Here is an 18,252-nt window from a genome sequence, read left to right on the forward strand (position 1 = left end):
ACTTTTCTGAGAAGATCGAAGATATTGGCTGCGATGGTTTCCTTAAAAAAAAATAGCTTAATGACTTTTTTGCTTAGCTAGAGGTAGAGAAATGCGATATCAAAATTCAGAAAGTCCGAACTCGGCCAATATAACTTCCCATTCTTGGCTCTCGATGATTTCCAAAATTCGTTGTGAAATGGCCTGTTCTAATTCAATGGCGTCTTTTTTGATTCCGAATGCATAGAACTGTGCATCGAACTTCAAGGGCAGCACTTCAAGTTTTTGCATACTTGAATCTTTTCTGATTCGGTATTTCATGATTGGGGCATCATAAATAAAGGCATCGATCTGATGTTTTTGTAGGTCTTGAAGCCCGGGCACTACCCCAATATATTCGCGAACATCTTTGAAAAAATGGGCTTTTAAAAAATCATCGGTCTCTGAGCTTTTTACGGTGCCCACCCTACGTTCCTTAAAATCTTCAAAATCGGTAGTTTCATTGCTTAACCGGTTGACGGTGAGGCTTGAGGCTATACTTGCGGTAAGACCAGAGACAAAAAGGAGTCCGCAGAACATCAAACCGAGGGCGGTAATCTTTCCCATTCTTGTTTTCGGTGATTTGTCGCCATAACCCACCGTGGTCAAGGTGACCACCGACCACCACAGTCCGTCCCACAGCCCTTTGTGGCCAGGGCGAAAATCTTGGGGATTTTTCCTTCTTTCAAAAAGCCAGGCCAAGATTCCGAAGAAAATGAGAATGACCAGCAAAAGCAGAAATCCCCTTAAAAAGTTTACTTGAAAAAATGAGGTGATGAACTGTTTGATCTTCTGAAGAGATGATTTCTTTGCTACCGCAATGGTCGAGTGCGATGCATAGAACGAATCGGTAAACTCCATTTCTTTACTGCGGCCACTGGTGATGGTAAGGGGATTGATACTTACATCGATATGCCCCGCCTTAAGCGAATCGAGCATTTCTGAAAAATTCATGGGAACCAATCGATAGTCTAAACCCAGGTCTTCGGCCACGCGGTTCCACAACCAAATATTGACGCCCTCTAGCCGACCATCATCTTCAATGACAAAAGGTGCCGCAGAGGTATAGCCCACCAGTAATGTGTCTTTATCTCCCTGAGGAAAAGCAAAAACAGTGAATAGGCACAGTAAAAGAAAGAGGGGGTTTTTCATAAAAGGAAAAATCGGTTGATGTTCTAAATATAGCGCAAAACGGTCAAATACTTTGGCCCAAATCTTTCAACAATGACCAATATCATTGTAGTGGCGAAACCTTCGCAATACCTTTGCGATCGCTAAATTGAAAAGAATGGGGTCAACATTAAAAATGCTTGTTCTTGCCAGCATGTTGGCAGCAATTACAGGCTATGCCCAAAAGGGCATCGGGGAACCAAATGGAGTGACTGAAGAAGCGCTTCCGGTCGCGTTAATTGAACTGAATGGTACTGTTGAAGAGGTAAAGGAAGGACCATGCACCTACACAGTTGGAGAATCGACTTCTGGGATACACCTATTGGTCATGACTGAAAATGAAGAAGTGGCAAATGTACACTTGGGACCTACGTGGGCCATTTCAATCTGGGTCGAAGGCATGGAAAAAGGCCAAAATGTCAGCATGGTCGTCTTTCGCACCAGTAACTTACCAAACAACCACTATATCGCCAAGGAATTGGAATGGGATGGACAAAAGGCCCAAATTCGTGACGGATACTTAAAACCATTTTGGGCCGCAGGTCGATATGGTAAAGAGATTTGGTAGCGTAAAGGCAGGTATTTCGGGTAAAACAACAGCGCTCAGCTTCAAAAATCAATTCTTTACTTGACCTACCTGCTTTTTTAATTCTTCCATTGATTCTTGCAATTGTTTCAGCAGACCGCGTTCGGTCGTTGCATTCACATCAAAGGTAAGCTTGCTGCTGACCTCCCATATCTCTTGTATCTGAAAGGGTTTAATGTTGTAAGGAGGATAGGCCTCGTTCAACGACACCAAGGTCACATTGTTTGAATTGGGCCTCTTTTCGATTTTCTTCACCATCACCGAGTCTTGCAAGACGACCACATACATTTTATTGGCACTGACATGATCGATATGTTCAATGGCACGGGCCAGTACCCAATCGCCGGGCTTTAGGTTGGGCAGCATACTGTCTCCCTCGACCTGAAAACCACGATAGGTGGCGTTGCGAAACTCCGGTATCGGCAAATCAAACGCGGGCAATTGTCTATAAAAGCTGGTATCGGAGATATTCTGTGGATAACCTGCAGCAGCTTTGGCATTGACCAATACCATATTGTCATGTTCTGCGCTATCGACGGTCACCACTTTGGGAATAACGCTTACCCTAGAGGTGTCTAAATACTGTTGATCACTTTCACCGAACAACCAAAGCGGATTGACCTTGAACTGTCGCAACAATTCGGTCACCACTTTGCCCGATAGTTTCGTACGGCCACGCTCGATATCGGCAGTCGTATTCGATACGCCCAGTTTCTCGGCAAACTCGGCTTGGGTAAAGCCCAATTCACGGCGAATATCAACAAAGCGTTTTATAGTGGTTTCGTTTTCCATACAATTACTTTAATGCCCAGCGGGGCGCAGTTGAGACCTGTTAAAATAGGTAAGTGTTTAAAAACCTCTTGACAGCGCTCGAGGTGGCATGATCAATCAAATATAGCATGATTTGGATTATTTCCAAAAAATATTTTGGATTATTTCCATTTATTGGAATATTTCCATATTTTTGATTGGAATATTTCCAAGAACATGAACTACGAACGCATTAAGGAAAAGCTCAATATTCTCGCTGACGCTGCCAAATATGATGTTTCTTGTGCCAGCAGCGGTAGCGATAGGGCCAACAAGAACAATGGTCTGGGCAATGCCGCACGTATGGGCATCTGCCACAGCTTTACCGAAGACGGCCGTTGTGTTTCGCTATTGAAAATACTTTTGACCAACCACTGCATTTATGACTGCGCCTATTGTGTGACACGTCGTAGCAATGATGTGAAACGGGCGGCTTTCAAGATTCAGGAAGTGGTCGATCTGACCATCAATTTTTATCGGCGAAACTATATCGAGGGGCTTTTTCTAAGCTCGGGTATTTTCAAGAGTCCCGACCATACCATGGAGCGTTTGGTGGCCGTGGCCAAAAAACTACGTGACGAAGAGAATTTCAATGGTTACATCCATCTAAAATCCATTCCAGGGGCCAGTGATGAACTTATGTATGCCGCCGGATTGTATGCAGACCGTCTGTCGGTAAATATAGAAGTCCCCACCACTTCAGGCCTTAAATTATTGGCCCCCGATAAAAAACAGGAAGATTTCACCAAACCGATGCTAAAGGTGAAAAACGAAATCGTTCGCTATAGAAATGAACGCAAGATTATCAGAAGTACCCCAAAATATGCACCAGCAGGGCAGAGCACCCAAATGATCGTAGGTGCCACGGGCGAAACCGATAAAGACATCATGTATTCGGCCACCTATTATTACAAGATCTACAACATGAAACGGGTATATTATTCGGGTTATGTACCAATGGTCGAAGATAGCCGCCTGCCCTCTATTCGGTCGCAGGTGCCGATGCTTCGCGAAAACCGATTGTACCAAACCGATTGGCTCTTACGGTTTTATGGTTTTGCGGTGAATGAACTCTTGAATGACACGCATCCCAATTTAGATGCGGATGTAGATCCCAAACTATCATGGGCCCTGCGAAATCTACACCATTTCCCTATGGATGTGAACAAGGTCGATAAACGTATGCTGGCCCGTGTACCGGGCTTTGGCATGCAATCGGTAGGTAAGATTTTACAGGCCCGAAAATTTCGAAGACTGAACTGGGACCACCTCAAAAAAATTGGGGTGGCCCTCAACCGTGCCAAATATTTCATCGTCTGTGACTCCTGTAATTGGGAACATCGTGATTTGGAAGCGGAGAAGATAAAAGGACTGATTTTACAGAACTCCACCAGCAAGTTTCGGCGGCAGTACAGCAATCAGTTGTCATTGTTTAATTAGTGTTCATCGTCACACTGAGCTTGTTGAAGTGTGGTTAAAATAGAAGCAAGATGTATCTCAAGCTTTGACAAGCTCAACCTGACAAAAAGAAAAATGTCATGAACCTTTCAAAAACCCTCATCTACGACGGAAGCTTCAACGGCTTTCTCACTGCGGTCTTCATCGCCTTTGACGAAAGAATCAATGTAGCCGATATTCAAAAGAACGATAAAGGCCAAAACGTACTCTTCTCAGAGACCGAGACCATTTTTACAAATGTTGAAAAGGCCAAACGTGTCTGGAACGGTATTCGTAACAAGAACTATAACGCCATCACCAACATTTACTTTGCCTTTTTGAGCGAAGAAGACGGTGTCGAACTACTGCTCTACACTTACATTCAAAAGCTGATGGCCACCCATAAGGGCCGGTCGGTCGACTATTCTGATGGTGTGACCCTGCGCATCAGCCAATTGTCTCGCTCGGTGGGGCGTGAAAAACACCGTATGGAAGCCTTTGTACGCTTTCAACTCACAAAAGACAATATCTATTTTGCCAATATCGAACCCGATTTTGATGTATTGCCCTTGATAAGCAAGCACTTTCGCAACCGCTATGCCGACCAGCAATGGTTAATCTATGATGTAAAGCGCAGGTATGGTATTTACTATGATTTACAGGGGGTTGAAATTGTCTCGCTCGACTTGAACGAGATTCACTTTAACCGCAACCGAAAGAGCAAGGTGTTCGCCGAAGGTGAATACGACTACCAAGAACTTTGGAACAACTATTTCAAGAGCACCCATATTAAATCGCGCATCAATCGAAAGCTGCACCGGCAGCATGTGCCCAAAAGGTATTGGAAGTATCTTAGCGAAAAAAAGGAAGCGGTTTAAAAAATGGCCTATAAACAATTGAAGTTATGGTTTGATAAAGACTTGGCGGTATTATTGGCCGATAAGCTTCTAATGAGCGGTATTCCATTTGACAAAACCGCTTTTGTGCATATTGCCACCCAAGGGCTGGAAGACATGGAACTCAAGGCCCGTGTAGCGTATATGGCCGATGCCCTTTACCAGCATTTGCCATTTGACTATCCAGAAACCGTTTCAAAACTGCTTGCCATCCTTGGACCCGAAAACGAAAAGGAAACAGGCATGTTCAAAGAATATTATTGGATAATGCCCATTGCGAAATGTGTGGAGAAATATGGTCTGGCCGACTTTGATACTTCCATGGAAGCCATTTACGAAATTACCAAACGCAATACAGGCGAATATACCATTCGTCCCTTTTTGAAGAAATACCCTGAAAAGACCTTGGCCATACTATTGCAATGGTCAAAAGACCCCAACAAACATGTACGCCGTTTGGCCAGTGAAGGGGTACGGCCCCGGTTGCCATGGGCACCCAAACTCGACCAGTTCATTGAACACCCCTCCCCCATTTTGCCCATTCTTGAAAATCTAAAAGATGACCCCAGCAAGTACGTACAAAAGTCGGTGGCAAACTGCATCAATGATATTTTAAAGGACAATCCCAAGACGGGAAAAAAATTGATTCAAAGCTGGACACCCCATGCCACCAAACAACGAAAATGGATCATCAAACATGCGCTACGGAATTTGGTGAAATCGGAAGATGAATGGGCAATGACAATTGTTATGTAGCATGTGCACAAATGGTACTTGGAATATTTGTCAGAAAAGAAAGAAGAGGTTTAATGACAAGGTGAACAGTTTATCCACTGGGGATGGTAGTAAGGGATGAGCTCTATAGCGTGCATCAATCTCATTCAACAGCCGGCAAAATGTACTTTTTTATGATTTTGAATTGTCTTACCCTTGAGTTGTAGTTGCCTCCTGTTGACACAAAAACCATGTCGTATTCTGGGATAACAACTATTTTCTGTCCTCCCCATCCCAACGCATGGTGTAGATTAATCGATTTGCCGTTTACAGAGAATGAATCTACCCACCAAGAATATGAGTAACCACTTTTACCTAAGTCCTCCCCTGGAATTTCGATTCCAGTGTTATTACGAAATTGAGCGCTAGACTTTTTAATCCAATCATCAGAAACAACCTGTTTTTTGCCCCAGCTTCCATCGTTCAAAAAAGTCAGTCCGATCTTTGCCATTGCACGAGGGGTAAGTTCTAAACTTCCCGCAGCTTCATAGATATCATTTTTATATTTGATAGACCAATTGGCGTTTTCAATTCCCAAAGGTTTGAATAAATATTGTTTTGCAAACACCTCAATACTCATTGACGTGGCATTTTTTAAGATTTCTCCAAGTAATACATGTGAGCCTCCAAAATAACTAAACTTGGTTCCTGGTGTTGATAGCATTGGGGCTTCCAATATATAGGTAATTGGATTTTTCTCTGAAAACCAAATGCCTATCATTGGGTTATCCTTACTGCTGTAAGGTGCCTCCCACTCGTTCCATGCCAGACCGGAAGTCATTGTAAGTAAATGTTCAATTGTTATTTTTTCTTTCTTTTCAGTTTTAAGATGCTGGTGCTTTGGAAGGAAATCAAAAATTGATTGATGCACACTTTTAATAAAACCCTTTTCTATTGCAATACCAATACAGAGGGCTGTTATGCTTTTGGTCACTGATTTGGTATCGTGTAACATGGTACCATCCCAAACTATTGATTCGCCAAGATAATCTGGAGCGTCCCATTGATACTTATGGCCCTCAAAATATTCTTCGAATACCAACTTATTATTTTTGATAAGTAGCAAAGAATGAATCTCGCCAAAGCTACCTTTTTGTATTTTTCTGGTAACTTCAGAAATTAAGATTGAGTCCAATCCGACTTCCTCTAAGCTACCGACCGTCAAACCATCAGACAACTCCTCTGGAGGTCGATAATGAAATTGACTCGAAGTTTTTGAGATACAACCAATCTGTATCATGGCCAGAAAAAACAGGAATACAATATTCTTGAATTGTAGAAGATGTATAAAATTTAGCATTTTGACCTAGTATAGACCTTATAAAAATAATACCATCACAGATTTGCAAGAATGATACTTGTCAATATTGTGCTAACACAAAAATCCCTTTTAAGAGGTGAGTTAAGTATTTAGCAACTTGGGTCCACAGGTTTTCTTAGTGGCTATACAATGGCTAGTGCCATTTCGGCCATGGCCGTAAAGGAAGATTCCCGGGCCTCATGGCTTAACTGCTCACGGGTGACCAATGAATCTGAAATGGTCAAAATACTCAATGCTTCAATACCGTGTTTGGCCGCAAGGGTATAAATGCCTGCTGACTCCATCTCTACACAGAGTACACCATAGTTCGCCCATTGCTTATAATACTCGCTATCATCATCATAAAAAATATCAGAAGAGAGTATATTGCCCGCTTTTATCTCAATACTTTGTTTTTTTGCATGGTCAACGGCCTTCATGAGCAATTCAAAACTTGCCGTGGGGGCATAATGCGCACTTTGAAAAAGGGAGGCATTGATGGCAGAATCTGTAGAAGCAGATAGGGCCAAGACTATATCTCCGAGTCGCACATCTTTTTGATACGACCCTGCAGAACCTACCCGAATGATCTGTTGCACTCCATATTCGGCCACCAACTCATGGCAATAGATCATGGTAGAGGGTATGCCCATGCCCCCACCCTGTACAGATATTCTTTTGCCTTTGTAATCGCCGGTATAACCCAACATGCCACGCACTTGATTATAGCAGGTCACATCTTTCAAAAAAGTCTCGGCAATCCATTTGGCACGTAGTGGGTCGCCAGGCAGTAAAACCGATGGCGCAATATCGCCTTTTTTTGCATTGATGTGTATGGCCATACTATCGTATCTATGTTTTGACCAAAACTGGTCCTGAAGAGGTGCCGATCCTGGAAACACCCTGCTTGATATATTTTAGCGCGGTCTCGCGGTCTCGAATGCCCCCTGAGGCCTTTATCAAGGCCTTTTCGCCCACAACCTCTTTCATCAATTGAACATCTTCAAGGGTTGCCCCTCCGGTACCAAAGCCCGTCGAGGTTTTCACAAAGTCTGCTGAGGCGGCCACAGCTAAAGAACAGGCCCTTCTCTTCTCGTCTTCCGTAAGATAACACGTTTCTAGAATGACTTTGAGAACCTTGTTGCCGATTGCCTTTTTGATTTGGGCAATCTCATTTTCTACCCGGTCGTCAAACCCCGATTTTAACCATCCTATGTTCAACACCATGTCCACCTCATCGGCTCCTTTTGCAATGGCATCCTTGGCCTCAAAGACTTTGGCTTCCGTTGACATTGCACCCAGCGGAAAACCGATCACCATAGCTATTTTAACAGGATGGCCCTTTAGTTCTTCTGCTACCAACGCTAAATGGCAACCGTTGACGCAGACCGCCTTGAATCGATGTTCTTTGGCTTCACTGCACAACTTTTTGATGTCTGAAACAGTTGCGGTGGGTTTTAAAAGCGTATGGTCGATGTAATCGGTTAGGTCAAGCAAGGATTGAAATCTTAGTATTGGCCAAAGGTAATGAAATAAGTAGTTTTATCTATTTGCTCCGCTCCCCTACAAATTGGTCGCTCTTGTTTTTGAAAAGCACGTTAAAACTGGTAAGCGAACCGTATATACGGGTGATGTACTGTTGAAGATCCACCTTTTCTTGATCATCGAGATTCTTGCTGCTGTTGATTTTTTGCTCCATTACCCTAAGGCGATCGCGTACCATGACAATTTTATGGAAAAAGGTATCGATGGGCATTTCTTTATTGGCCAGGTCATCACCGGGTTCCAATATGAGGTTCCCTCCCTTCCATTTATCGGCCAGGGCCACTTTCTCATGGGTATCGCCCCATTTCTGAAGAATGCTGACCAATGAACGTTCCACATCGAAATAACTGACCGTATCGACCTCGTCTTCCGCCGCTTCAATGACCTCAAATTCGGTATCTAGATCAATGGTCTCAAGGCCCCCCTCGATAAAAGTGACCCAATAATGTCTTGAAGATACGTTGGTGATCACCCCTTTGCCGTGTTCAGGGTGGTCAATACGTGAACCGATGCCGAGTAGTTTCATATGATAACTTTTTTTTCAGGCTGAACTTACCAAGTGTTGACATGCAGTACATGCCCCGACAAGCCCAACATGAGAATTATTGATCTGCCAAAAATAAACCAAGAATTCACAAAAACGAAACATAATCTGGCTTCCTTTTTAATTGGCAAATTGGTAACTTAGCAGCTTGTGCTATGATCAACTACGAAGAAAATATTGAAGTACGCGGCGCACGTGTCCATAATCTAAAAAATATCGATGTTACCATACCCCGAGAAAAACTGGTGGTCATCACCGGGCTGTCGGGTAGCGGTAAGTCGTCATTGGCGTTTGATACCATCTATGCAGAGGGCCAGCGTCGTTATATAGAGACATTTTCAGCCTATGCCCGTCAATTTTTGGGAGGACTCGAACGGCCCGATGTCGATAAAATCGATGGGCTTTCGCCCGTAATTGCCATTGAGCAGAAAACGACCTCAAAATCACCTCGCTCGACCGTAGGCACGATTACAGAGGTCTACGATTTTTTACGGTTGCTCTACGCCCGTGCAGCAGATGCCTATAGCTACAATACGGGTGAAAAAATGGTAAGCTACAGCGATGAACAAATCAAGAACTTGATTATCGAGGCCTATCAAAACAAGAAAATAAACGTTCTGGCTCCAGTAATCAAGTCTAGAAAAGGGCATTATCGAGAGTTGTTTGAACAGATAGCCAAACAAGGTTTTGTCAAGGTCAGGGTCGATGGTGAGATCACCGATATTGTAAAGGGCATGAAGGTTGACCGCTACAAGACCCATGATATCGAAATTGTCATCGACCGCTTAAAGGTCACCGATGGCGAAGAATTGGACAAGCGCTTGGGCGAAACCATCAATACGGCCATGTACAGTGGCAACAATGTGCTCATGGTGTTGGAAGAGGGCGAAACCGTACCACGCTATTTCAGTAGGGACCTGATGTGCCCCTCAACGGGCATCTCCTATCCTACCCCCGAGCCGAATACCTTTTCATTCAATTCACCTAAGGGCATGTGCCCCAGCTGCAACGGACTGGGGCATGTATACGAAGTGAATGTGCAAAAGATTTTTCCAAACAAGAAACTTTCCATAAAAGCAGGAGGTATCGCCCCTTTGGGAGAATACAAAAAGTCATGGGCCTTTAAACAATTGGAGACCATTGCCCAACGCTATGGATTTGAGTTGACCACGCCCATCGAAAAGATTCCGGCAGAGGCCATCGATGTCATTCTGAATGGGGGAAAGGAGAGTTTTTCGGTAGACTCGAAAACGTTGGGCGTCAAACGCAGCTATACAATCGACTATGAGGGTATCTCAAATTTCATAAAGACCCAGTTTGAGGAATCGAATTCAACCTCTATCCGTAGGTGGGCCAAAGAATATATGGACAAAATCAAGTGCCCTTCATGCGACGGTTCACGCTTACGAAAAGAGTCACTTTACTTTAAGGTTGGCGGTAAGAACATTGCCGAGTTGGCCAGTATGGACATTGCCGAGTTGGCGGCATTTTTCAATAATTTGGAAGAAATGCTCGAAGGCAACCAACAAAAGATAGCGGAAGAAATCTTGAAGGAGATAAAAGCCCGCATTGGCTTTTTGTTGGATGTAGGCCTCGATTATCTTTCTTTGAACCGTAGCTCAAAATCGTTATCAGGTGGGGAGGCACAACGTATTCGGCTTGCCACACAAATCGGTTCGCAACTGGTAGGTGTGCTCTATATTTTAGATGAGCCCAGCATCGGCCTGCACCAACGCGACAATGCAAGGCTTATTCATTCATTGGAGTCACTTCGTGATATCGGTAATTCGGTCATTGTGGTCGAACATGACCGAGATATGATCGAGCATGCCGATCATGTTATTGACATTGGGCCAAGGGCTGGCCGACATGGCGGTGAAATCATCTCAGAGGGTCCGCCCTCAGAATTGGATAGGTACCATACGCTCACTGCCGATTATATTACGGGCGATAAGGAAATTCCCATCCCAGAAAAGCGAAGAAAAGGCAACGGAAAGAAAATTGTGCTCTCTGGCTGCACGGGCAATAATCTTAAAAATGTGACCGTAGAATTTCCCTTGGGGAAAATGATCGGGGTTACCGGTGTTTCAGGAAGCGGCAAGTCTACCTTGATCAACGAGACCCTCTACCCTATTATGAACGCCCATTATTTCAATGGTGTCAAAAAACCGATGCCCTACAAAAAAATAATAGGATTACAGCATATAGACAAGGTGATTGATATCAACCAATCCCCGATTGGGCGTACACCAAGATCAAATCCTGCCACGTACACGGGCGTTTTCAGTGAAATACGCTCCCTGTTCTCCAAGACCACCGAGGCGACCATACGTGGTTACAAACCGGGAAGGTTCAGCTTTAACGTGCAGGGTGGCCGTTGCGAGACCTGTCAAGGTGGTGGGCTCAAAGTAATCGAAATGAATTTCCTTCCTGACGTATATGTTGAATGCGAGACCTGTAATGGCAAACGATTTAATCGCGAAACACTTGAAATTCGCTACAAAGGAAAGTCCATTGCCGATGTGCTCGATATGACCATCGACGATGCCGTCGATTTTTTTGAGAACATCCCAAAAATCCACAGAAAACTGAAAACCATTAAAGACGTGGGTCTAGGCTATATTCATTTAGGGCAGCAGTCCACTACCCTTTCAGGTGGTGAGGCACAGCGGGTAAAGTTGGCGACCGAACTCTCAAAAAGAGATACCGGCAATACGTTCTACATACTCGATGAGCCGACCACGGGCCTTCACTTTGAAGATATCAGGGTATTGATGGAGGTGTTGAATCGGCTCGTTGACAAGGGCAATACCGTTTTGGTCATTGAGCACAACATGGATGTCATTAAAATGATGGACCACATCATCGACATCGGTTACGAGGGCGGTCGTGGAGGTGGAATGATTGTTGCACATGGTACCCCTGAGCAGGTTGCCAAAGACAATAAAAGTTATACGGCGAAGTTCTTGAAGAAAGAGCTTGAGACCCCGAACAAGCCTGTCGCAAAAGCAGTCTAAAGTAAGCGTAATACTATGAGAAAAGAACAACATCATAAGGGTTGGAACGAAATCAAGACCAACGATTCTTGGGCCATTTTCAAAATCATGGGAGAATTTGTCAACGGTTTTGAAAAGATGAGTGCCATTGGCCCTTGTGTGTCCATTTTTGGTTCAGCACGCACGAAAGAATCGCATGAGTACTATGATCTTGCGATCGAAATTTCGAAAAAACTCGCCACGGCCGGTTATGGTATCATTACAGGTGGTGGCCCAGGAATCATGGAGGCTGGTAATCGCGGCGCCCACCAGGCAGGTGGTATTTCGGTAGGTCTCAACATTGATCTGCCTTTTGAGCAGCATGATAACCCATATATCGATGAAGACAAAAGTTTGGATTTTGACTATTTCTTTGTCAGAAAGGTGATGTTTGTCAAGTATTCACAAGGGTTTGTCGTGTTGCCGGGCGGTTTTGGCACATTAGATGAACTTTTTGAGGCAATGACACTCATTCAAACCCAGAAAATCGGGAAATTCCCCATTGTTATGGTAGGCACTGATTTTTGGAGCGGACTTGTAGATTGGTTGCGCAGCCAATTACTAAAGGCTAAGAATATCAGCCCTTCGGATCTTGACCTGTTCAAATTGGTGGATACCGCCGACGAGGTAGTCGAAATTATTGATGCTTTCTATAAAGAGCGAACATTGAGTCCGAATTTTTAATAGTATTACTCAATTGAACAAGTCACTACTTCTCTTTTCATCATGCTGCTTTCTGTTGGTCGGCCAGCTAAGTTTGGCACAACATCTCAACAAACTCAAGGTGACCATTGATGCGACGACGAATGAGATACATGTCAAGCAACAACTCACGTATCACAACGATTCAGAACACGGACTTTCTTCTATTTATTTCAACGATTGGAACCATGCTTATTCGAACAAAAAAACAGCGTTGGCAACACGTTTTGCCGATGAGTTTAACCGAAGTCTTTATTTCGCAAAAGATGAAGAAAGAGGTCGTACCACCATCAACAGCGTAGTCGATGAGAATTATACAGGTTTGAAATGGGAGAGGCTAGCTCAAAGGGATATTGTTAAAATTCATTTAGATAAACCCCTGCCGCCCCATGAATCGACACAGCTCTTTATTACCTATACGCTTAAGCTACCAAATAGTAGGTTTACCGATTATGGATACTATCCTGATGGCAGTTTCTATTTGAAAGACTGGTACTTATCACCAGCTGTATTTGATGGTGAATGGAGGCTGTATTCAGATAAGGACCTCGGGGATCTATATACCGATCCTGCCGAGACTACCATTGATTTGATATATCCTAAAGGCCTGAACCTGGTCTCTAATTTTGATAGTAGCAGCAATTCCATATTTCCAGGTGGGCAACAAATAGTCTTAAAGGGCAGCAATCGCAAAAACTGCGAGATAGTTTTGACCCGGGAAAGGACCTTCACCAACCACATAACGCTCTACCTAACACTTATTACCGATATTGAAGCAGAAAAATATACTGAGATAGACCAAGGCATTTCCATCAACAAAATAGCGGAGTTTTTGCACGAAAATCTTGGGGATTATCCACATACCAATTTACTTGTCAGTAATATACAGTATAATGACAACCCACTGTATGGCCTAAATCAGCTTCCTTCGTTCATTCGCCCATACGGAGAAAAATTCCAGTTTGAAATGAAAGTGCTGAAAACAGCGCTTGAGAGTTATTTGAGCGAGACGTTATTTTTTGATAAAAGGAAAGACCGTTGGGTCAATGATGCCATTGCCAATTATCTGATGATCAAGTTTGTCGAAAAATATTACCCAAACCAAAAACTTATTGGCAAGTTGGCGAATATTTGGGGGGTAAGAAGCTTTCATTTGGCCGATATGGGTTTCAATGAGCAATATGCCTTCTTCAGTATGTTGGCGGCCCGAAAAAATATCGATCAGGCATTGAGCACGCCCAACGATTCATTGATCAGATTCAACCAAAAAATCGCAAATCGATATAAGGCAGGCCTAGGTTTGGCCTACTTGGCAGAGTATGTGGGTGAAGAACGTATTGATAGTACCATTCTCGATTTTTTCAATGTTCACAAGCTTTCACCCAATATCAAGGTGGCCGATTTCAAGAATGTTCTTGAACAATGTTCTGATAACGAATTGGATTGGTTCTTTGAAGAATATGTGAAAACCCGAAAAAAGATTGACTATAAAATCAAGAAGATCAGCAAGACTGATGACTCCATTACTTTTGTCCTCAAAAACAAAAGGGGCACAAATGTGCCGATTTCCCTTTTCGGGCTGAAAAAAGATTCGGTCGTATCAAAGTACTGGTTCAAGGATATTGATACCTCAAAAACATTTACCATTCCCCGAAATGGTGAAGACCGCCTCGTGCTCAACTACGACCAAAAGATCCCTGAATTCAACCAACGCGACAATTGGAAGACCTTGAATGGTTTTTTTTCCAGCAATAAACCTTTAAAATTTCAGTTTTTCAAAGACACCGAAGACCCTTACTACAATCAGGTTTTCTATGTGCCTGTGGCCAATTTCAACATCTATGACGGTGTCACTCCCGGTCTGAGAATCTACAACAAAACTTTTCTCGAAAGACCTTTTCAGTTTGATATAGCGCCTACATATTCCTTTTTGGAAAAAACATTGGTCGGAAAAGCCAGTCTTCGGTACCGACAGTACCACGGTAAAAGTGGACTTTACCTATCAAGTTACCAACTATCAGGTTCAACGTCACATTTTCAGGTCAATTCACGGTTCACCACACTAACCCCTTCCGTATTGTTTGGTTGGCGACCTGATGACCTAATCTCGAACAGGAGACAATTCTTGTTAGCAAGACATAGAAGTGTATTCAGAAATATTGACGGGGCCATAGCCGATGAGATTGACACAGACCCCGATTATAGTGTGTTCAACGTACGTTTTCAAGATATCGACAACCATATCATCAATTACAAATCATGGTGGCTCGATGCGCAACATTCGGCCGACTTCACAAAATTGGCCTTTGAATTGGAATACCGATGGCTCTATGAAAACAACCGTCAGTTCAACATTAGGCTTTTCGCAGGGAAATTTCTTCGAAACAAGACAGATTCTGATTTTTTCAGTTTTGCCCTAGACAGGCCCACGGATTATCTTTTCGATTTGGATTATTTGGGGCGTTCTGAAGATTCAGGAATATACAGCCAACAAATTATCATTGCAGAGGGCGGGTTCAAATCACAGTTGCCCGATCCGTTTGCAAACGATTGGATGGCCACTGCAAATGCCAGTGTGAATATTTGGCGGTGGATCGAACTGTACGGTGATATAGGTTACCTTAAAAATAAAGGTGAAAATGCCCGCTTTGTTTACGATTCTGGAGTGCGGTTAAACCTAGTGACCGATTACTTTGAATTATATTTTCCACTTCATTCCAATAACGGATGGGAAATTGCCCAACCCAATTATAATGAACGCATACGGTTTTTGGTGACTATCAGCCCACGTACTTTGATAGGGCTCTTCACACGAAAATGGTTTTAGAAAACATTGCGATATTGTCAAAATAGACTTCCTTTACCATATGTGTTTTGACAAATTCTTTATATTTTGTTGTTTTTTTGACATTTTATGAAAGAATTAGTGTTTTTTTTGATTGATAAATTCATGCTTTTTTGTTAATTTCGCGACGAACTTCTAGAGACCCGAAATGAAGCCCAATCACGAGACCAGTAATGAATTATCCTTTGTTGATTTTAAAGAACAGATTCTAAAGGATTATAAGATTGCTGTTACAAGCCGTGAATGTAGTTTGTTGGGCAGGCGTGAGGTTTTGACCGGAAAGGCAAAATTTGGCATATTCGGAGACGGAAAAGAATTGCCACAATTGGCCATGGCCAGAGCCTTCCAGAATGGAGATTTCAGAAGTGGTTATTATCGTGATCAGACCTTTATGATGGCCTTGGGCCATTTAAATGCCGTCGAGTTTTTTCATGGCCTGTACGCTACTACCGATATTAATTTAGACCCCATGAGCGCTGGTCGTCAGATGGGAGGGCATTTTGGCACGCATAGCCTGAACGAAGATGGTAATTGGAGAGACCTTACCAAGCAAAAGAACAGCAGCTCTGATATTTCATGTACGGCAGGGCAAATGCCCAGACTTTTAGGTTTGGCCCAAGCATCTAAGATCTACCGCCATGTTGACGGTATCGACCAAACCAAGTTTTCAGACAACGGAAACGAGGTAGCTTGGGGAACGATCGGCAATGCCAGCACAAGTGAGGGGCACTTCTTCGAAACATTGAATGCCGCAGGTGTTATGCAGGTACCTATGGTGATCAGCGTTTGGGATGACGATTACGGCATTTCAGTGCCGGTAGAATTTCATACGACCAAAGGAGACATTTCAGAAGCGCTGAAAGGCTTACAGCGTGATGAAGAAAATGATGGTTTCGAAATTCTTAAAGTATCTGGCTGGGATTACACGGCATTGATACACGCCTTTGAAAATGCAAGTGATATCGCGCGTGAAGAACATGTGCCCGTACTTGTACATGTGACCGAGCTTACCCAACCACAGGGGCATTCAACCTCGGGATCGCACGAGCGCTATAAATCCGATGAGCGCCTTCAATGGGAAAAAGACTTTGATTGCAACAAAAAGTTTCGCGATTGGATACTCGGCAACAATATCGCCACTGAAGAAGAATTGCAGGTACTTGAAAAAGATATCAAACTGCATGTACGTAATGCCAAAAAGGAAGCTTGGACCGAGTTTTTAAGGCCCAATATTCAAAACAGGGCAAAACTGGTAAAACTCTTATCGGCCATGGCCGAAAAAAGTCCGAACAAGGCCTTCATTACCAAAGTGAAGAATGATCTGGCATCTGTGAACGAGCCTTTGAAAAAAGACCTGTCATCCCATGCCAGAAAAGCCTTGAAATATGTTTTGGGTGAAGCAACACAAGAAAAAAAGGTTTTACAGCAGTGGATAGATACTTACCTAAGAAACATAGAACCCAAGTTCAGTTCCCATCTCTATAGTGAATTGCCCACAAAGGCCACAAGTGTTAAAGGCGTTGCCCCTTCTTATGCGAATAATGATGATGTGGTAGATGGCAGAATTGTGCTGCGCGATAATTTTGATGCCCTTTTTGCGAAATATCCCAATGCACTCGTTTTTGGTGAGGATACTGGAAAAATAGGTGATGTCAACCAGGGCCTTGAGGGATTACAAAAGAAATATGGTGCACTTCGCATTGCCGATACCGGTATTCGCGAGGCCAGCATCATCGGACAAGGTATTGGACTTGCCATGCGTGGATTGCGCCCAATAGCCGAAATTCAATACCTTGACTACGTTTTATATGGATTGCAGACCTTGAGTGATGACCTTGCCACTTTGCTTTACAGAACTGTCGGCAAACAAAAAGCACCGTTGATCGTACGAACACGGGGGCATCGTCTTGAAGGTATTTGGCATTCGGGCTCACCTATGGGGGGGTTGGTTCATCTACTCAGGGGAATGTACATTCTTGCGCCTAGAAACATGACCCAAGCAGCTGGTTTTTACAATACGTTGATGAAAAGTGACGAACCCGCCCTGGTCATCGAAAGTCTTAACGGATATCGTTTAAAAGAGAAAATGCCTTCTAACCTCGGGGAGTTCTGTACCCCGATTGGCAAAGTAGAAACCTTGCGGCAAGGTAACGACATCACCCTTTTGTCATATGGATCGACTTTGCGTATCGTTGAAGCGGTAGCCAAAGATCTATTGGAAGTCGGTATCGATGCCGAAGTGATCGATGCCCAGACGCTGTTGCCCTTTGATCTTGACCATGAAGTGTTGGAAAGTGTGAAAAAGACGAACAGATTGCTTATTATAGATGAAGATGTGCCGGGTGGTTGTACGGCTTACCTAATGCAAGAAATCATTGAAAAACAAGGGGCCTATAAATATCTAGACAGTGCTCCCCAAACCTTGGCGGCCAAAGCGCACAGGCCTGCCTATGCCTCAGACGGAGATTATTTTTCAAAGCCCAATGCCGAGGACATTTTTGAAAAAGCCTATGCCATAATGCATGAGGCCGATCCGACTTCCTATCCTGAACTTCGTTAAATTATATAGGGCTATGGGGCATAAGACTCA

The 18,252-nt window shown here is 43.5% G+C and carries 14 protein-coding genes; 8 read left to right on the forward strand and 6 right to left on the reverse strand.

Features of this window, described 5'->3' with window-relative positions:
* Nucleotides 1-99: 99 nt before the first annotated feature.
* The gene (locus tag L0P89_RS16000) at nt 100-1,170 is read right to left on the reverse strand and encodes a transporter substrate-binding domain-containing protein (RefSeq protein ID WP_235266121.1); all 1,071 of its coding nucleotides are present in this window, start codon (nt 1,168-1,170) and stop codon (nt 100-102) included.
* Between the two features lie 136 nt (nt 1,171-1,306).
* Between L0P89_RS16000 and L0P89_RS16005 the strand changes: the two genes are divergently transcribed.
* Nucleotides 1,307-1,756, forward strand: a complete 450-nt coding sequence (locus tag L0P89_RS16005) for a hypothetical protein (RefSeq protein ID WP_235266122.1) — start codon at nt 1,307-1,309, stop codon at nt 1,754-1,756.
* Between the two features lie 48 nt (nt 1,757-1,804).
* On the opposite strand, the gene L0P89_RS16010 is transcribed toward L0P89_RS16005, so the two are convergent.
* Entirely contained in the window at nt 1,805-2,566 is a 762-nt protein-coding gene (locus L0P89_RS16010; RefSeq protein ID WP_235266123.1) for a LexA family transcriptional regulator, read from the reverse strand.
* Between the two features lie 195 nt (nt 2,567-2,761).
* On the opposite strand from L0P89_RS16010, the gene L0P89_RS16015 reads away from it, so the two are divergent.
* The 3 genes from L0P89_RS16015 (at nt 2,762) to L0P89_RS16025 (ending at nt 5,673) form a co-directional block, all read left to right on the forward strand.
* The gene (locus L0P89_RS16015) at nt 2,762-4,024 is read left to right on the forward strand and encodes a putative DNA modification/repair radical SAM protein (RefSeq protein ID WP_235268062.1); all 1,263 of its coding nucleotides are present in this window, start codon (nt 2,762-2,764) and stop codon (nt 4,022-4,024) included.
* A 98-nt stretch (nt 4,025-4,122) separates the two neighbouring features.
* Nucleotides 4,123-4,899 (forward strand): TIGR03915 family putative DNA repair protein, encoded by a 777-nt coding sequence (locus L0P89_RS16020; protein ID WP_235266124.1) that lies wholly within the window; start codon nt 4,123-4,125, stop codon nt 4,897-4,899.
* Nucleotides 4,900-4,902: 3 nt separating this feature from the next.
* Entirely contained in the window at nt 4,903-5,673 is a 771-nt protein-coding gene (locus L0P89_RS16025; protein WP_235266125.1) for a DNA alkylation repair protein, read from the forward strand.
* Between the two features lie 121 nt (nt 5,674-5,794).
* On the opposite strand, the gene L0P89_RS16030 is transcribed toward L0P89_RS16025, so the two are convergent.
* The 4 genes from L0P89_RS16030 to L0P89_RS16045 all read right to left on the reverse strand — a co-directional run bounded on the left by L0P89_RS16030 (nt 5,795) and on the right by L0P89_RS16045 (nt 9,062).
* Nucleotides 5,795-6,991 carry a serine hydrolase domain-containing protein gene (locus L0P89_RS16030; protein WP_235266126.1) on the reverse strand — a complete coding sequence of 399 codons (1,197 nt, stop codon included), beginning with the start codon at nt 6,989-6,991 and terminating at the stop codon, nt 5,795-5,797.
* Nucleotides 6,992-7,134: 143 nt separating this feature from the next.
* Nucleotides 7,135-7,833 carry a purine-nucleoside phosphorylase gene (deoD, locus tag L0P89_RS16035; protein ID WP_235266127.1) on the reverse strand — a complete coding sequence of 233 codons (699 nt, stop codon included), beginning with the start codon at nt 7,831-7,833 and terminating at the stop codon, nt 7,135-7,137.
* Between the two features lie 10 nt (nt 7,834-7,843).
* Nucleotides 7,844-8,488: a deoxyribose-phosphate aldolase gene (gene deoC / locus L0P89_RS16040; RefSeq protein WP_235266128.1), complete on the reverse strand. Its 645-nt coding sequence runs from the start codon at nt 8,486-8,488 to the stop codon at nt 7,844-7,846.
* Between the two features lie 49 nt (nt 8,489-8,537).
* Entirely contained in the window at nt 8,538-9,062 is a 525-nt protein-coding gene (locus L0P89_RS16045; RefSeq protein WP_235266129.1) for a hypothetical protein, read from the reverse strand.
* Nucleotides 9,063-9,235: 173 nt separating this feature from the next.
* Between L0P89_RS16045 and uvrA the strand changes: the two genes are divergently transcribed.
* The 4 genes from uvrA to L0P89_RS16065 all read left to right on the forward strand — a co-directional run bounded on the left by uvrA (nt 9,236) and on the right by L0P89_RS16065 (nt 18,222).
* Entirely contained in the window at nt 9,236-12,097 is a 2,862-nt protein-coding gene (gene uvrA / locus L0P89_RS16050) for an excinuclease ABC subunit UvrA (RefSeq protein WP_235266130.1), read from the forward strand.
* Between the two features lie 15 nt (nt 12,098-12,112).
* Complete coding sequence (locus tag L0P89_RS16055) at nt 12,113-12,799, forward strand: TIGR00730 family Rossman fold protein (protein ID WP_235266131.1); 687 nt, start codon at nt 12,113-12,115, stop codon at nt 12,797-12,799.
* Between the two features lie 13 nt (nt 12,800-12,812).
* Entirely contained in the window at nt 12,813-15,644 is a 2,832-nt protein-coding gene (locus L0P89_RS16060) for a metalloprotease (RefSeq protein WP_235266132.1), read from the forward strand.
* A 166-nt stretch (nt 15,645-15,810) separates the two neighbouring features.
* Complete coding sequence (locus tag L0P89_RS16065; RefSeq protein ID WP_235266133.1) at nt 15,811-18,222, forward strand: thiamine pyrophosphate-dependent enzyme; 2,412 nt, start codon at nt 15,811-15,813, stop codon at nt 18,220-18,222.
* Nucleotides 18,223-18,252: the final 30 nt, after the last annotated feature.

This window comes from Muricauda sp. SCSIO 65647 (assembly GCF_021534965.1).
In the GTDB taxonomy this organism is placed as follows: Bacteria; Bacteroidota; Bacteroidia; order Flavobacteriales; family Flavobacteriaceae; genus Flagellimonas_A.

What these genes read in the sequence shown, in the direction of transcription:
- L0P89_RS16000 (WP_235266121.1), bottom strand. Translation starts at nt 1,170, where the DNA reads ATGAAAAACCCCCTCTTTCTTTTACTGTGCCTATTCACTGTTTTTGCT.
- L0P89_RS16005 (WP_235266122.1), top strand. Translation starts at nt 1,307, where the DNA reads ATGGGGTCAACATTAAAAATGCTTGTTCTTGCCAGCATGTTGGCAGCA.
- L0P89_RS16010 (WP_235266123.1), bottom strand. Translation starts at nt 2,566, where the DNA reads ATGGAAAACGAAACCACTATAAAACGCTTTGTTGATATTCGCCGTGAA.
- L0P89_RS16015 (WP_235268062.1), top strand. Translation starts at nt 2,762, where the DNA reads ATGAACTACGAACGCATTAAGGAAAAGCTCAATATTCTCGCTGACGCT.
- L0P89_RS16020 (WP_235266124.1), top strand. Translation starts at nt 4,123, where the DNA reads ATGAACCTTTCAAAAACCCTCATCTACGACGGAAGCTTCAACGGCTTT.
- L0P89_RS16025 (WP_235266125.1), top strand. Translation starts at nt 4,903, where the DNA reads ATGGCCTATAAACAATTGAAGTTATGGTTTGATAAAGACTTGGCGGTA.
- L0P89_RS16030 (WP_235266126.1), bottom strand. Translation starts at nt 6,991, where the DNA reads ATGCTAAATTTTATACATCTTCTACAATTCAAGAATATTGTATTCCTG.
- deoD (WP_235266127.1), bottom strand. Translation starts at nt 7,833, where the DNA reads ATGGCCATACACATCAATGCAAAAAAAGGCGATATTGCGCCATCGGTT.
- L0P89_RS16045 (WP_235266129.1), bottom strand. Translation starts at nt 9,062, where the DNA reads ATGAAACTACTCGGCATCGGTTCACGTATTGACCACCCTGAACACGGC.
- uvrA (WP_235266130.1), top strand. Translation starts at nt 9,236, where the DNA reads ATGATCAACTACGAAGAAAATATTGAAGTACGCGGCGCACGTGTCCAT.
- L0P89_RS16055 (WP_235266131.1), top strand. Translation starts at nt 12,113, where the DNA reads ATGAGAAAAGAACAACATCATAAGGGTTGGAACGAAATCAAGACCAAC.
- L0P89_RS16065 (WP_235266133.1), top strand. Translation starts at nt 15,811, where the DNA reads ATGAAGCCCAATCACGAGACCAGTAATGAATTATCCTTTGTTGATTTT.